At 71.0% G+C, this 14061-nt stretch carries 12 protein-coding genes and 3 pseudogenes; 11 read left to right on the top strand and 4 right to left on the bottom strand.

Annotation, left to right across the window (positions count from 1 at the left end):
• The 8 genes and pseudogenes from OFY01_RS08915 to OFY01_RS08880 all read left to right on the top strand — a co-directional run.
• Window positions 1-400: pseudogene (locus OFY01_RS08915) on the top strand (nitrate- and nitrite sensing domain-containing protein); the annotation flags it as partial.
• Window positions 401-409: 9 nt separating this feature from the next.
• Window positions 410-823, top strand: coding sequence for a roadblock/LC7 domain-containing protein (locus OFY01_RS08910; RefSeq protein WP_266598026.1), 414 nt, complete (start codon window positions 410-412; stop codon window positions 821-823).
• 162 nt (window positions 824-985) lie between these two features.
• Window positions 986-1393, top strand: coding sequence for a DUF742 domain-containing protein (locus tag OFY01_RS08905; protein WP_266598025.1), 408 nt, complete (start codon window positions 986-988; stop codon window positions 1391-1393).
• Window positions 1374-1961: a GTP-binding protein gene (locus tag OFY01_RS08900; protein WP_266598023.1), complete on the top strand. Its 588-nt coding sequence runs from the start codon at window positions 1374-1376 to the stop codon at window positions 1959-1961. The genes OFY01_RS08905 and OFY01_RS08900 overlap by 20 nt, the downstream gene beginning before the upstream one ends.
• A 424-nt stretch (window positions 1962-2385) precedes the next feature.
• Window positions 2386-5711 (top strand): annotated as a pseudogene (locus OFY01_RS08895) (nitrate- and nitrite sensing domain-containing protein).
• A gap of 10 nt (window positions 5712-5721) precedes the next feature.
• Window positions 5722-6135, top strand: coding sequence for a roadblock/LC7 domain-containing protein (locus OFY01_RS08890; protein ID WP_266598019.1), 414 nt, complete (start codon window positions 5722-5724; stop codon window positions 6133-6135).
• 94 nt (window positions 6136-6229) lie between these two features.
• Complete coding sequence (locus OFY01_RS08885; RefSeq protein WP_266598017.1) at window positions 6230-6823, top strand: DUF742 domain-containing protein; 594 nt, start codon at window positions 6230-6232, stop codon at window positions 6821-6823.
• On the top strand, window positions 6804-7394 hold the full coding sequence (locus tag OFY01_RS08880; RefSeq protein WP_266598015.1) for a GTP-binding protein: 591 nt from the start codon (window positions 6804-6806) through the stop codon (window positions 7392-7394). The genes OFY01_RS08885 and OFY01_RS08880 overlap by 20 nt, the downstream gene beginning before the upstream one ends.
• Window positions 7395-7508: 114 nt before the next feature.
• Here OFY01_RS08880 and OFY01_RS08875 read toward each other — a convergent pair whose 3' ends face one another.
• The gene (locus tag OFY01_RS08875) at window positions 7509-7703 is read right to left on the bottom strand and encodes an acyl-CoA carboxylase subunit epsilon (protein ID WP_266598013.1); all 195 of its coding nucleotides are present in this window, start codon (window positions 7701-7703) and stop codon (window positions 7509-7511) included.
• A gap of 42 nt (window positions 7704-7745) precedes the next feature.
• On the bottom strand, window positions 7746-9341 hold the full coding sequence (locus tag OFY01_RS08870) for an acyl-CoA carboxylase subunit beta (protein WP_266598011.1): 1596 nt from the start codon (window positions 9339-9341) through the stop codon (window positions 7746-7748).
• Window positions 9342-9697: 356 nt separating this feature from the next.
• Here OFY01_RS08870 and OFY01_RS08865 point away from each other — a divergent pair, with 356 nt between their 5' ends.
• The gene (locus OFY01_RS08865; RefSeq protein ID WP_266598009.1) at window positions 9698-10324 is read left to right on the top strand and encodes a YceI family protein; all 627 of its coding nucleotides are present in this window, start codon (window positions 9698-9700) and stop codon (window positions 10322-10324) included.
• Between the two features lie 71 nt (window positions 10325-10395).
• Here the strand turns inward: OFY01_RS08865 and OFY01_RS08860 are convergent, their stop codons facing one another.
• Window positions 10396-11940: an FAD-dependent monooxygenase gene (locus tag OFY01_RS08860; RefSeq protein ID WP_266598007.1), complete on the bottom strand. Its 1545-nt coding sequence runs from the start codon at window positions 11938-11940 to the stop codon at window positions 10396-10398.
• 58 nt (window positions 11941-11998) lie between these two features.
• Between OFY01_RS08860 and OFY01_RS08855 the strand changes: the two genes are divergently transcribed.
• Both OFY01_RS08855 and OFY01_RS08850 read left to right on the top strand, forming a co-directional pair.
• A complete protein-coding gene (locus tag OFY01_RS08855; protein WP_266598005.1) occupies window positions 11999-12667 on the top strand; it encodes a TetR/AcrR family transcriptional regulator in 669 nt (222 codons plus the stop codon).
• Between the two features lie 174 nt (window positions 12668-12841).
• The gene (locus tag OFY01_RS08850) at window positions 12842-13258 is read left to right on the top strand and encodes a MarR family winged helix-turn-helix transcriptional regulator (RefSeq protein ID WP_266598003.1); all 417 of its coding nucleotides are present in this window, start codon (window positions 12842-12844) and stop codon (window positions 13256-13258) included.
• Here the strand turns inward: OFY01_RS08850 and OFY01_RS08845 are convergent.
• Window positions 13227-14061 (bottom strand): annotated as a pseudogene (locus OFY01_RS08845) (hypothetical protein); the annotation flags it as partial. The gene OFY01_RS08850 and the pseudogene OFY01_RS08845 overlap by 32 nt on opposite strands.

The raw sequence follows: 14061 nt of genomic DNA, 5'->3' as shown, positions 1-14061 counted from the left end.
GCCCCAGCGGCCGGCCCAGCAGCAGCCCCAGCGGCCGCAGGCGCCGGCACCCGCACCCGCGCGGCCCGCCCCGGCCGCCGAACCGGCGCAGGCCCAGGCCGCTCCGGAGAACTGGCGGCAGTCCCCCAACGACGACCTGATCCGCCAGGCGGAGCGGGTCCGCAAGCCCGCGGCGGGCGGCGTCACCACGTCGGGTCTGCCGCGCCGTGTGCCCCGGGCGAACCTCGTGGCGGGCACGGCACAGGAACAGCAGACGCAGGCCGGACCCGCGGTCTCGCGTGCGCCCGACGACGTGCGTGGGCGGCTGACCAATCTCCGTCGGGGCATCCAGCAGGGTCGGCAGGCCGGAAGCGGCGACACCGGCAACTACCCCCGCCCCTCTCACCAGCAGGAGCGTTAGTTGAGCCAGATGAGCCAGGCGGCACAGAATCTGAACTGGTTGATCACCAACTTCGTGGACAACACACCGGGTGTCTCGCACACGGTCGTGGTGTCCGCGGACGGCCTGCTGCTCGCACTGTCGGAGGGGTTCCCGCGCGACCGCGCGGACCAGCTGGCGGCCGTGGCGTCGGGGCTGACCTCGCTGACGGCGGGCGCGTCCCGCATCTTCGAGGGCGGCACGGTGAATCAGACGGTCGTGGAGATGGAGAGAGGATTCCTCTTCATCATGTCCGTCTCCGACGGTTCGTCCCTCGCCGTGCTCGCACACCCCGAGTGCGACATCGGTCTCGTCGGGTACGAGATGGCACTGCTCGTCGATCGCGCGGGCGCCGTACTCACCCCGGACGTCCGCGCCGAGCTGCAAGGAAGCCTGCTGCACTGAGGCAGGTGACGGCCGGTAACCCCGGCCGCAACCAGAGTCTGTCGCATCACGAGCCCCGGAATCCAGAGCAGTTACGTAACCACCGCCCGGCCGTCACAATCCCCCCACCGGCCCACCCCGAGACGGCAGGCCGCACCCCTGTCCGTCCAGCCCGGAGGATCCATGACCCCGCCCACCGCTCCTCACGACCCGTACGGTGCCGATACCGCCGCCTACGGCGATGAGGGCGACCAGCCGCTGGTCCGTCCCTATGCGATGACCGGCGGCCGGACCCGGCCGCGCTATCAGCTCGCGATAGAGGCGTTGGTGAGCACGACCGCCGACCCGGCGGCGCTGATGACCCTGCTCCCCGAGCACCAGCGCATCTGCCACCTGTGCCGCGAGGTGAAGTCGGTGGCGGAGGTGTCGGCGCTGCTGACGATGCCGCTCGGAGTGGCCCGCATCCTCGTGGCCGACCTGGCGGAGGCCGGGCTCGTGGCGATCCACCAGCCGGGCGGGGACGAGAACAACGGCGGCGCGCCGGACGTGACGCTGCTGGAAAGGGTGCTCAGTGGACTTCGCAAGCTCTGACGGCGCGACGGGGACCGGCCGGTCCACCACGTCCGCGAAGATCGTGGTGGCCGGTGGCTTCGGCGTGGGCAAGACGACCTTCGTCGGCGCCGTGTCGGAGATCAACCCGCTGCGCACCGAGGCCGTCATGACGTCCGCGTCCGCGGGCATCGACGACCTCACCCACACCGGCGACAAGACGACCACCACGGTCGCCATGGACTTCGGCCGCATCACGCTCGACCAGGACCTGATCCTGTACCTGTTCGGCACACCCGGCCAGGACCGCTTCTGGTTCATGTGGGACGACCTCGTACGCGGCGCCATCGGCGCCGTCGTCCTCGTCGACACCCGCCGCCTCGCCGACTGCTTCCCCGCCGTCGACTACTTCGAGAACTCCGGGCTGCCGTTCGTCGTCGCCCTCAACGGGTTCGACGGGGCGCAGCCCTACCAGCCCGACGAGGTGCGCGAGGCCCTGCAGATCGGCCCCGACACGCCGATCATCACCACCGACGCCCGGCACCGCGCGGACGCCAAGTCCACGCTCATCACCCTGGTCGAGCACGCCCTCATGGCGCGGCTGAAGTGAGGGGCTGAGACAAGGGCGGAAGCAGGGCCCGAGGACGGGACCGGAGCAGACATTCGAAGCGGTCAGAAGTCGGTCACCAAGTGGCCGGATGTGTACGGCAGTTGTCGTAGGCGTGCCCGAGGCCCCTGTGGCCTTTGACACGCGGTGCCGTACTGTTCATAACGTTTCGAAAGAGAAATCGGACGTGGCCGACACAGGTCGCGCACATCCGGTTCCGCTGCGCTCACAAGAGCCTCGCCTTTTGGCGGGGCTCGCTCTTTATGACCGTTTTATCTGGGGCATGCATCACGCGGAGCTTCCAGTTCTGAAGGTTTGTCGAGCGATCGCCTGACGTGCTGGAATGCGCTGAACTGCCCAGTAGGAACGGGCCTTGAGACACACCCCGGCACAACGAAGGTGCCGACGCCGAGAGGTTGTTGGTCGAGTGAGGCGAAGCAAGAAAAGTCCCGCGCCGGCGTCGGCACGGGGCAACTTCACCCCGCCGTCGCGCACCGCGCCCCAGGCCGCCCCGGCGGCCGAGGAGGCCGTGCCGGCACCGTCGGGAGGCCGGATGTCGCCGCGTAACTGGCGTGTTCCGGCCAAGCTGAACGCGATCCTGCTCATACCCGTGATCGTCGGCCTCGTCATGGGCGGCTTCCAGGTGAAGAGCTCCCTCGACACCTGGCACGAGGCCCAGGACGCCGAGCACACCGCCCGCCTCGTGCAGGCGGCACTGACCTACGGCAACCGTCTGATCGAGGAGCGCGACATCTCCGCCGCGCCGCTGCTCCAGGGCGAGAGGGACGACCCGAAGGTCGCCTCGGCCCGCCAGGCCACCGACAGCGCGGCCGACGCCTTCCACGAGGCCGCCAAGAGCATGCCGCACAAACCGGGCCTCGAACGCCGCATGGCCGCGTTCACCAAGGTCGAGAGCGGTCTGGGCAAGCTGCGTGCCGCCGCGTACACGTCCAAGCTCGGCGACGTGAGGACCGAAGAGGGCTACGTCGCGATCCAGCACCCGCTGATGGAGTTCGCCAACGAGCTGGGCCTGGGCACCGGCAACATCACGAGCTACGGCCGGACCGTCTACGCGATCTCACTGTCCAAGGCGGCGCTCTCCCTGGAGCGCTCCATCGGTATGCACCTGCTGGTCAAGCCCGGCCCGTCCGCGGCCGCCTTCGCCAAGCAGCGCACCGCGCTCGGCAGCTACGCCTACCTCGAAGGCATCGCCGTCGAGGAGTACAAGGGCGGCGGCACTCCCCAGGACCTCGAGAACCTCCAGGCGGCCCAGAAGCGGCTCAAGGCCGACGGCGCCAAGCAGGTCGCCGCCGCCAAGAGCAAGGACCCCTCGTACGTCGCCCCGCCCGCCGACATGGTCGCGGACCTCGTCGGCCTGCCCAGCACCGCCAAGAGCGCCCGCGCGGCCCTCGCCGCCAAGGGCGTGACCCCGCAGAACTGGTGGGCGGTCAACACGGCGCGGTTCGACGCCTACCGCACGATCGAGTCGGATCTCGCCGACAAGGCCGTGAACGAGGCCTCCGGCATCGCCGACGACGCCCGCCGCCAGGCGATGATCACCGGTGGGGCGGTGCTGCTCGCACTGCTCGCCGCCTTCCTGCTCGCCGGGCAGATGGCCCGCCAGATGAGCCGCTCCATGCGGCGCCTGCGCACCGCCGCCTTCGACGTCGCCGAGCAGCGCCTGCCGATGCTGGTCGACCAGCTGTCGCGGACCGAGCCGGGGCGGGTCGACACCCGTGTCCAGCCCATCCCGATCAACACGACCGACGAGATCGGCGAGGTCGCCCGCGCCTTCGACCAGGTGCACCGCGAGGCCGTGCGCCTCGCCGCCGAGCAGGCCATGCTCCGCGGCAACATCAACGCGATCTTCACCAACCTGTCGCGCCGCAACCAGTCGCTGATCGAGGGCCAGCTGACCCTCATCACCGACCTGGAGAACAACGAGGCCGACCCGGACCAGCTGGAGAGCCTCTTCCGTCTGGACCACCTGGCGACCCGCATGCGCCGCAACGGCGAGAACCTGCTGGTCCTCGCGGGCGAGGAGCCGGGGCGCCGCTGGGACCAGCCGGTCCCGCTGGTCGACGTGCTGCGCGCCGCCACCTCCGAGGTGGAGCAGTACGAGCGCATCGAGCTGTCCGGCGTCCCGGAGGCCGACATCCACGGCCGCGCGGTCACCGACCTCGTGCACCTGCTCGCCGAGCTCCTGGAGAACGCGACGTCGTTCTCCTCGCCGCAGACCAAGGTCCGTGTCACCGCGACCCGTCTGCCCGACGGCCGCATCATGGTCGAGATCCACGACAAGGGCATCGGCCTGACCGCCGAGGACTTCGCGGACATCAACCATAAGCTGGCCAACCCGCCGACCGTGGACGCCGCGATCTCCCAGCGCATGGGCCTGTTCGTGGTCGGCCGTCTCTCGGACCGGCACGGCATCCGCGTCCAGCTGCGTCCCTCGGGCGAGCAGGCGGGTACGACGTCGCTGGTCATGCTGCCGGACGCGATCACGCACGGCGGTGGCGGGCAGACCGAGGACCACGGCGAGTTCACCGTCTCGACGATGATCCCCCACCAGCCGGCCGCCTTCGAGAAGGCTCCGCTGCGCACCGCCGCCGAGCTGGGCTTCGACGACAGTCGTTACGAGGTCCCGGACGACGCCCGTGAGCTCGACCCGGTCGGCCGCTCCCTGATGCGTGAGGAGCGCCGCGCGGCCCTTGAGGCCCAGCAGGCACAGAATCCTCAGCAAAGTCAGCAAAGCCCCCAGCAGACACCGCAGCAGCCCCAGGCCCCGGCGGAGCCCCGCCGCCCCGAGTGGCAGGCGCCGGAGCCGTACGGGCAGGAGTCCTACGGCCAGGAGCCGGACGCGTACACCGAGCCCGAGCGGGAAACGCCGCAGGCGGACCCGCAGGACGCCTTCCGCCGGGACTCCTACGCCCCGGACACGTACGGGCAGGACGGCTTCGGGCAGGACACGTACCCCGAGGAGCCGTTCCGCCGGGAGCCGTTCGGCGGCGACGAGCAGGACGCGTACGCACGGGACTCGTACACGCGGGACGCGTACACGCAGGACTCGTACGCACAGGAGTCCTACGCACGGGACTCGTACGCGCAGGACTCCTACCCGTCCTACGACGCCTTCGGCGGCGGCCGGGACGCGCAGGCGGCCACCGCGCCGTCCGCACCCGAACGTGAGGACGGTTTCCGCCCGGCGTTCGCCCCTGAGACGGAATCCGTGCAGGTCGCTGACGCCGCCGAGCCGGAGAGCGTAGGCTTCGACGCGCACGGCCGCTCGACACCGGACGGCCCCTCCTCCTCCGTCCCCCACGAGCTGACCGACGCGGGCCTGCCGCGCCGAGGTTCCGCCGCCCCCCAGCGCCCGGAGCCGTCGGCACCGGCGGCCGGCACCGGCGACGACGACACGACCGACGGCACCTGGCGCTCGGCCAACGACGAACGCTGGTCACGCGCCGGACAGCTCAGGCAGCCGAAGGCGGGCGGGGTCACCGCGTCCGGCCTGCCGCGCCGCGTCCCCCGCGCCAACCTGGTCGAGGGCACGGCGGAGTCGACCGTGCAGGGCGGCCCGCAGGTCTCCCGCGCCCCCGAAGACGTACGGGGCAGGCTGAGCAACCTGCGCCGCGGCGTGCAGCGGGGCCGCAGCGAGGGAAGCAGTGATCAGCAGTGACCCACATTGAGACGAACAACCAGGTCAGCGGGTTTCCCGGTCGGCCTGACAGCACCTACAACCAGGAGCGTTAGTGTGAGCCCGATGAGCCAGGCGGCACAGAACCTGAACTGGTTGATCACCAACTTCGTGGAGAACACCCCCGGGGTGTCCCACACCGTGGTGGTCTCCGCCGACGGACTCCTTCTGGCGATGTCCGAAGGGTTCCCCCGTGACCGCGCCGACCAGCTGGCGGCCGTCGCGTCCGGTCTCACCTCGTTGACCGCGGGCGCCTCCCGCATCTTCGAGGGCGGCCAGGTGAACCAGACAGTTGTGGAGATGGAGCGAGGATTCCTCTTCATCATGTCCATCTCCGACGGTTCGTCCCTCGCCGTACTCGCACACCCCGAGGCGGACATTGGCCTCGTCGGGTACGAGATGGCACTTCTTGTCGACCGCGCGGGCACGGTTCTCACGCCGGACCTGCGCGCGGAGCTCCAGGGGAGCCTTCTCAACTGACAGTCAAGCGGTGCGTTTTCGCGTCCCGTGGCCGTAAGGTTTCGGGACGCGGCTCCACAGCGATGGTGCCCAGCGCAGTCCGGAGGAGGAGTACGTGTCTGGTTCAGCAACACCCCCGAGCGGTTCGTCGGCCCCGTGGTCGCCGTACGGTCCCGCCCAGGGCCAGGCCGGTATGGGTGGTCGTGAGGACGGGTCGCAGAACCGGTACAACTTCCCCTCTGCCCCGTCGACGGCGGGCCATGCCCGCCCGATGCGGCAGCCCGGTCCCTACGACCAGCCGCCCGCGCCCCGCATCCAGCCGGTGCAGCCGCAGCCCCGCCCCGACGCGAAGCCCGCGCCCGCCGCGAACAACCCCCTGGTGCGCCCGTACGCCATGACGGGCGGCCGCACCAGGCCCCGCTACCAGCTCGCCATCGAGGCGCTGGTGCACACCACCGCGCAGCCGCACCAGTTGCAGGGCCAACTGCCCGAGCATCAGCGGATCTGCCACCTCTGCCGGGAGATCAAGTCGGTGGCCGAGATCTCGGCCCTGCTCACCATTCCCCTCGGCGTGGCCAGGATTCTCGTCGCCGACTTGGCGGAGGCGGGCCTGGTCGCCATTCATCAGCCCGGCGGCGACGAGAACGCCGGCGGTCAGCCAGACGTGACTTTGCTCGAAAGGGTGCTCAGTGGACTTCGCAAGCTCTAGCGGAGGGCCGGTTTCCCCCACTCGCTCCACCACGTCCGCGAAGATCGTGGTGGCCGGTGGTTTCGGAGTCGGCAAGACGACCTTCGTCGGCGCCGTGTCGGAGATCAACCCGCTGCGCACCGAGGCCGTCATGACGTCCGCGTCCGCGGGCATCGACGACCTCACCCACACCGGCGACAAGACGACCACCACGGTCGCCATGGACTTCGGCCGCATCACGCTCGACCAGGACCTGATCCTGTACCTGTTCGGCACACCCGGCCAGGACCGCTTCTGGTTCATGTGGGACGACCTCGTACGCGGCGCCATCGGCGCCGTCGTCCTCGTCGACACCCGCCGCCTCGCCGACTGCTTCCCCGCCGTCGACTACTTCGAGAACTCCGGGCTGCCGTTCGTGATCGCGCTGAACGGCTTCGACGGGAACCAGCCCTACAACCCGGACGAGGTCCGGGAGGCCCTGCAGATCGGGCCCGACACGCCGATCATCACCACCGACGCCCGGCACCGCGCCGACGCCAAGTCGACCCTGATCACGCTCGTCGAGCACGCGCTCATGGCACGGCTGCGGTAAGCGCCGCCAGGGCCGCGACGCGCAACGGCCCGCGGCCGACATCCCCTCTGCCTCGGCAGGTGGATCGTCGGCCGCGGGCCGTTGCGCGTTGCTCGCGCCCCTGAGGGGGCCGGGCTAACGCCAGCTGTGCGGGGCGCGGAAGCCGGGCTCGCGCTCCAGACGGCGCCAGCCGGCGCGGGAGCGGCCGCGGTGGGCGGCGGACGGGGCCTCGGCCGTCGCGCCGGCACGGGCGAGCAGGATCGCGGTGATGGCCGCGACCTCCTCGGGCTCGGCGTGGCCCTTCTCGACACGGATGTCAGGCATGGACATTACGGCAGGTCTCCTGGAGTCCTGGGCAGTGGTCGCAGTGGGTCACTGCGGGGGGTTGCCGTGCTTGCGGGAGGGCAGGTCGGCGTGCTTGGTGCGCAGCATCGTCAGGGACTTGATGAGGACCTCGCGGGTCTCGGCGGGGTCGATGACGTCGTCGACCAGGCCGCGCTCGGCCGCGTAGTAGGGGTGCATCAGTTCGGACTTGTACTCCTTGACCATGCGGGTGCGCATGGCGTCGGGGTCCTCGGCCTCGGCGATCTGACGGCGGAAGATCACGTTGGCCGCGCCCTCGGCGCCCATGACCGCGATCTCGTTGGTCGGCCAGGCGTAGGTGAGGTCGGCGCCGATGGACTGGGAGTCCATGACGATGTACGCACCTCCGTATGCCTTGCGCAGGATCAGCGAGATCCTCGGCACGGTGGCGTTGCAGTAGGCGTACAGGAGCTTCGCGCCGTGCCGGATGATCCCGCCGTGCTCCTGGTCCACGCCGGGCAGGAAGCCGGGCACGTCGAGGAGCGTCACGATCGGAATGTTGAAAGCATCGCACATCTGGACGAAACGGGCGGCCTTCTCCGACGCCTCGATGTCCAGGACACCGGCGAGGGCCTGCGGCTGGTTGGCGACGATGCCGACGACCTGGCCGCCCATGCGGGCGAGGGCGCAGATGATGTTGCGGGCCCAGCGTTCGTGGATCTCCAGGTACTCGCCGTCGTCGACGAGTTCCTCGATCACCTTGGCCATGTCGTAGGGGCGGTTGCCGTCGGCCGGCACCAGGTCCAGGAGTGCGTCGCCGCGCCGGTCGGCCGGGTCGTCGGAGTCGACGGCCGGCGGGTTCTCCCGGTTGTTCTGCGGGAGCATCGACAGCAGGTAGCGGACTTCGGCGAGGCAGGTCTCCTCGTCGTCGTACGCGAAGTGCGTCACGCCGGAGGTCTCGGCGTGCACGTCCGCGCCACCGAGCCCGTTCTGCGTGATCTCCTCACCGGTGACCGCCTTGACGACGTCCGGGCCCGTGATGAACATCTGCGAGGTGTCCCGCACCATGAACACGAAGTCCGTCAGAGCCGGTGAGTAGGCCGCGCCGCCCGCGCACGGGCCCAGCATCACGCTGATCTGCGGGATCACCCCGGACGCCCTGGTGTTGCGCTGGAAGATCCCGCCGTACCCGGCGAGCGCGCTGACACCCTCCTGGATACGGGCACCGGCACCGTCGTTGAGCGACACCAGCGGCGCACCCGCCGCGATCGCCATGTCCATGATCTTGTGGATCTTCGTCGCGTGGGCCTCACCGAGCGCGCCACCGAAGATCCGGAAGTCGTGCGCGTAGACGAAGACCGTCCGGCCCTCGACCGTGCCCCAGCCCGTGATCACACCATCGGTGTACGGCTTCCTCGCCTCCAGGCCGAAACCCACCGCCCGGTGCCGACGCAACTGCTCGACCTCGTTGAACGACCCCTCGTCCAACAACAGACCGATCCGCTCACGCGCGGTCAGCTTGCCCTTCGCATGCTGCGCCTCGGTCGCCTTCTCGCTCGGCCCACGCAACGCCTGCTCGCGGATCGCGTGCAGTTCGGCCGTGCGCCCGCGCGCGTCGGTGGGCTCGTCCCCGGGGTTCGAGGCGGTGTCGTCCAAAACGGTCATGTAGCGACCTTACGAAGCCGACCAAGGAAAAGGGCCGTCGACTCCACACAGTCTCCGGCCCGTTTTCCTGGTAGCCCCGAACAGAACCATCGGACGGTACAGCCGAAGTGACTGCTCAGGGCCCCGGCGGCTTGTAGGGGTCACACAAAGGCAGATCCTGAGACGCGGCTCACACGAACGACCGTACCGCGATCGCCCGACACCTCCGAACGGGCAGCGCGGCGCCCGCGCGGGTGTAATCGAAGGGTCACAGAACGCGTTATGTTGAATGTTGAACATTGTCGCGCTATCGTCGACATCAGCAGTGCTTCAACATTCAACATTCACATCCGCTCTCCCCCTCCAAGGAGCACGTCATGGGCATCTTCGGCCGCAAGCAGGACTCCTCCCCCGCGCCCGCCTCCTCCCCCACTTCCCCCGCCGCGCGGACGGGCGGCCCCGACCTCGGCGCTCTCAGCGGCGAGTACACCATCGACCCGGCCCACACCACGCTCGGCTTCACCGCGCGGCACGCGATGGTGACCAACGTGAAGGGCCAGTTCGACGACTTCACCGGCTCGCTGCACCTGGACGGCACCGACCCGAGCAAGTCCACGGCGTCGTTCGACGTACAGATGGCGAGCATCGACACGGGCAACCCCGACCGTGACGGTCACCTGAAGAGCGCCGACTTCTTCAAGATCGACGAGTTTCCGACGATGACCTTCCGCTCGACCTCGGTCGAGCCGCTGGGCGGCGACGACTACCGCGTCACCGGTGATCTGACGATCGTCGGCACCACCAGGCCCATCACCATCGACCTGGAGTTCAACGGCCACGCCAAGGATCCGTTCGGCAACGAGCGCGTCGGCTTCGAGGGCAAGGCGGAGATCCGGCGCTCGGAGTGGGGTGTGACGTGGAACACCGCGCTGGAGACCGGCGGTGTCCTCGTCTCCGACAAGATCAAGCTGACCTTCGACATCTCGGCGATCAAGGACTCCTGACCCGCCGGGTCGCCGCCGACTCGCCGCACAGATCGTCCCGTTCGCCGTGGCCGAGAGCGGCGGGCAAGCCCTCAGGCGGTCTGCCCGAAGATGCCGGCCGACGCCGCGCGCACCGCGCTCCCGCCGCCGTCGGTGTCCGCCGCCCAGTGGACGTAGCCGTCGGGTCGCAGGAGCAGAACCGTCGCCCCCACGTCGTCCCCGGTCGTGGCACGCACCAGGTCGACGCGGGGCGGGAGTTCGAGGTCCGGCGGGACGGCCGACCCCGACAGGTCCAGGAGGATCGCGTGGCCCCGGTGGAAGAGGGCCGACAGGCGGGTGGGAGTACCGGCGTCCGAGGCCGTGGTCAGGTCGATGTCCGGGACACGGTGGCCCGCCAGGGGGTGGGAGCCCGCCGGGGAGCCGGTGCCGGTCGCCTCGTAGCCGAGCGACAGCCCCGACATCAGCCCCGCGAGGTGGCGGTTGGCGTCCGGCAGGCGCATGAGGTCGGTGAAGATGTCGCGCAGCGCGGCGACGTCCTGCGGCGGGTTCGGGGCGGCGAGGACCCGTTGCGCCGACGTGTGGTGCAGGACGCTCGCGCCGGCCGGGTGGCGTTCGGCGTGGTAGGTGTCGAGGAACTCGTCCGCCGCCCTGCCCTGGACCACCGCCGCCAGCTTCCACCCCAGGTTGAACGCGTCCTGGACGCCCAGGTTGAGCCCCTGACCACCGAGCGGCGAATGGATGTGCGCGGCCTCGCCCGCGAAGAGCACGCGCCCTGCCCGGTACTGCTCCAACTGCCGTGTGGCGTCGCCGAACCGGGAGGCGTTCTCCACGCCGTCGAGCGTGGCCCCCGCTCCGTACACGACGGCCAGCGCGGCCTGGATCTCCTCGTCCGTCACGGGCGTCTCCCGCTCCGCCCCGGGCCGGTCCCCGTGCCCGAACGTGAACCGGTACCGGTCGCCGCCGAGCGGCACCAGCGTCGCCCAGTAGCCGTCCGCGTGCCGCGTCAGCGTGCTCATGTGCCCCGCCGCGCGGGGCACCAGCGGCGTCACGGCCGAGAGCCGGATGTCGGCGAGCACGGCCCGATGCGTCCCGGCCCGCCCGGGGAACGGCAGCCCCAGCGCCTTGCGCACGGTGCTGTGCGCCCCGTCGCACGCCACCAGGTACCGGCCACGCACCCGGCGCGTGCCGCCGTCCGGCCCGGCGACCGTCACGACGACACCGGTCTCCCCCGGCTCGGCCCCGGTGACGGCGGTGCCGCGCAGCACCCGCGCGCCCCGCGCGACGGCCCGCTCCTCGACGACCTCCTCGATCTCCCACTGCGGGATCCCGATCGGATACGGATGCCGAGTCCGCCACGGCGTGCAGTCCAGCGGGACGGGCAGCCCCGCGAAGTGCCCGCCGACCGGTTCCCGCGTCAGGGCGCGCTTCTCCAGCGGTTCCAGCAGGCCGCGCAGGGCGAACAGTTCGCAGCTGCGCGGCTGCAGCGCACCACCCTTCACCTGCCGTATCCGCTCCCGCTCCTTCTCCACGACCAGCACGTCGACGCCGGCGAGCGCCAACTCGTGGGCGACCGTGAGCCCGGTCGGCCCGGCTCCCGCGACGACGACCTCGGGCCCATTCTCGTTTTCGTAACCCATGGCAAATGTATACCAGGTGCAGAAATATTCCGAGGATACTTACTGATAGGCTTCCGCCGTGAACGCCAACCGGCCGGGCCTCAGGGAACTCAAGAAGCGGCGGACCCGCACCGCGATCTCCGAGGCCGCCATCGAGCTCTTCCTCGACCACGGCTTCAACCAGGTCTCCGTCGCGCGGGTCGCCGAGGCCGCGGAGGTCTCCAAGCGCACGCTCTTCGCCTACTTCCCGGCGAAGGAGGACCTCGTCGTGCACCGCCTGGCCGACCACGAGACGGAACTCGCCCGCGTCGTGCGGGCCCGCCCGTCCGGCACGGACCCGCTCACCGCCGTACGCGACAACTTCCTGCGGGGCCTGCGCGAGCGGGACCCGTTCACCGGCCTCAACGACCACCCACAGACCCTCAGACTGCTGCGGATGATCCTCGACGCCCCCCAACTCGTGGCCCGCATGGAGCGGTTCAAGGCAGGCGCCGAACGCGCGCTGACCGAGGCGCTCCGCGACACGGCGGACGCGCCGGAACTCACGGCGCGGCTGGCCGCCGTACAGATCGTCGCGGTCCACTGGGCCCTGGCCGACGACAATGCCAGGCGTCTCGCCCACGGGGAGTCGGCCGACGCCCGCCGCGAGGGCGCGGCCGCCGACGCGGAGCACGCGTTCGCGCTCCTGGAGAACGGGTTGCGCACCATCGGCTCGACGGGGCAGGGCCACCGGTCGACGACCCGTTGACGACCACCGTCGTGGCGGGCGTCACACGGACGTTGAGCCGCGCCTGAGCCGGGGCTAGCGTGAGGGCGGCACGTTGCGCAGCATCGTACGCGCTGCGTATGTGTTCCCGCTTCACACACCCGAGATCATCGGCCTTGGCGGGCGATTGTAATACGCATCGCTTACTATCTCGTCATGGAAGCACATGTAGAGCTGCGCCGCGGTGTCGTACGCCTGGGGCGGCGGCTGCGGCAGGAGCGGGCCGAGGGGGCGCTCAGCGCCAACAAGCTCGGCGTCCTCGGCCACCTGCGGCGCAACGGCCCGGCGACCCCGGGCGCCATCGCGGTCGCCGAACGGCAGCGGCCGCAGTCGCTGACGCGCGTCTTCGCCGAGCTGGAGCAGGACGGGCTCATCGAGCGCGGGCCCGGCGCGGCCGACCGGCGCCAGGCCCTGCTGAGCCTGACCGACCTCGGCAGACAGGCCCTGGACACGGACACCGGCGAACGGGACATGTGGCTCGCCGACGCGCTCGACCGCCTCAACGAGACCGAGCGCGAGGTGCTGCGGCTGGCCGGGCGGCTCATGGACCGCCTTGCCGACGCGGAGCCCTGAACGGTCCGGACGGACCCCAGTAGCCTTCGACCCACGGGGCGTAGGCCGGACCCGCCGCGTAGTACGGGCGCCGCTCCCCCGCCCCGGCGTCCACCACCCGGACCACCGGCTCGCCGCCGCCTTCCAGCAGTGCCGCGTCCTGCGCGCAGACCGGCACCAGGCGGCCCGTCCCGTCCCGGCCCGGCGGGGTCCATCGCGCGTCCCGGGCCGACGGGCCGTGGCGCGGGTCGAAGAAGCAGGGCGGGCGGCGCTCGGGCAGCGGGCGACCGGCGCGGCGCGCGTCGAGCTGGGTGAGCGAGAAGCGGCCGTCCTCGATCGACTGGGTCACCAGCCGGATGTCACCGGGGCGGCGGGCGCCCGCCAGGTCCTGCCCCGCCTTGTCGTACGCGTCGAGCGCCCGTTCGTGGTCGGCGCGCATCGCGTCGTCCACGCCCGGCTGCGCCGCACGGAAGTCGAGCCGGTCGAGCTCGGCGGCGAACGCCTTGAGGTCCTCCTCGGCCACGGCTCGCAGCCGCCGCAGCGCGGCCCGCTGTTCTTCCGCGTGCCTGCGGCGGCCGCGGCGCAGCAGCACGTACCCGGTCGCCCCGACGACCACGAGGACGCCCGCGGCGCCGACGACGAACGCACCGATGTGGCGGGGTCCGCGCTCGTTCGACGCCTCACTCCGCGGGGCGGGCGCCGTGCCGTCCGCCGCGCCGGCCCGGGTCCCGTTGAGGCCGTCGGTGCCCGTGGGGGCGGGCGGGAGGTTCGACACACGCCCCTGGCCCTCGGCCGGGAGACCGGCCGGGAGCACCGCCCCGGTG

This window comes from Streptomyces beihaiensis (genome assembly GCF_026274175.1).
Taxonomy (GTDB): Bacteria; Actinomycetota; Actinomycetes; order Streptomycetales; family Streptomycetaceae; genus Streptomyces; species Streptomyces beihaiensis.
This window is presented reverse-complemented; position numbering and strand designations above follow the sequence as displayed.

What these genes read in the sequence shown, in the direction of transcription:
- OFY01_RS08910 (WP_266598026.1), top strand. Translation starts at nt 410, where the DNA reads ATGAGCCAGGCGGCACAGAATCTGAACTGGTTGATCACCAACTTCGTG.
- OFY01_RS08905 (WP_266598025.1), top strand. Translation starts at nt 986, where the DNA reads ATGACCCCGCCCACCGCTCCTCACGACCCGTACGGTGCCGATACCGCC.
- OFY01_RS08890 (WP_266598019.1), top strand. Translation starts at nt 5,722, where the DNA reads ATGAGCCAGGCGGCACAGAACCTGAACTGGTTGATCACCAACTTCGTG.
- OFY01_RS08875 (WP_266598013.1), bottom strand. Translation starts at nt 7,703, where the DNA reads ATGTCCATGCCTGACATCCGTGTCGAGAAGGGCCACGCCGAGCCCGAG.
- OFY01_RS08870 (WP_266598011.1), bottom strand. Translation starts at nt 9,341, where the DNA reads ATGACCGTTTTGGACGACACCGCCTCGAACCCCGGGGACGAGCCCACC.
- OFY01_RS08865 (WP_266598009.1), top strand. Translation starts at nt 9,698, where the DNA reads ATGGGCATCTTCGGCCGCAAGCAGGACTCCTCCCCCGCGCCCGCCTCC.
- OFY01_RS08860 (WP_266598007.1), bottom strand. Translation starts at nt 11,940, where the DNA reads ATGGGTTACGAAAACGAGAATGGGCCCGAGGTCGTCGTCGCGGGAGCC.
- OFY01_RS08850 (WP_266598003.1), top strand. Translation starts at nt 12,842, where the DNA reads ATGGAAGCACATGTAGAGCTGCGCCGCGGTGTCGTACGCCTGGGGCGG.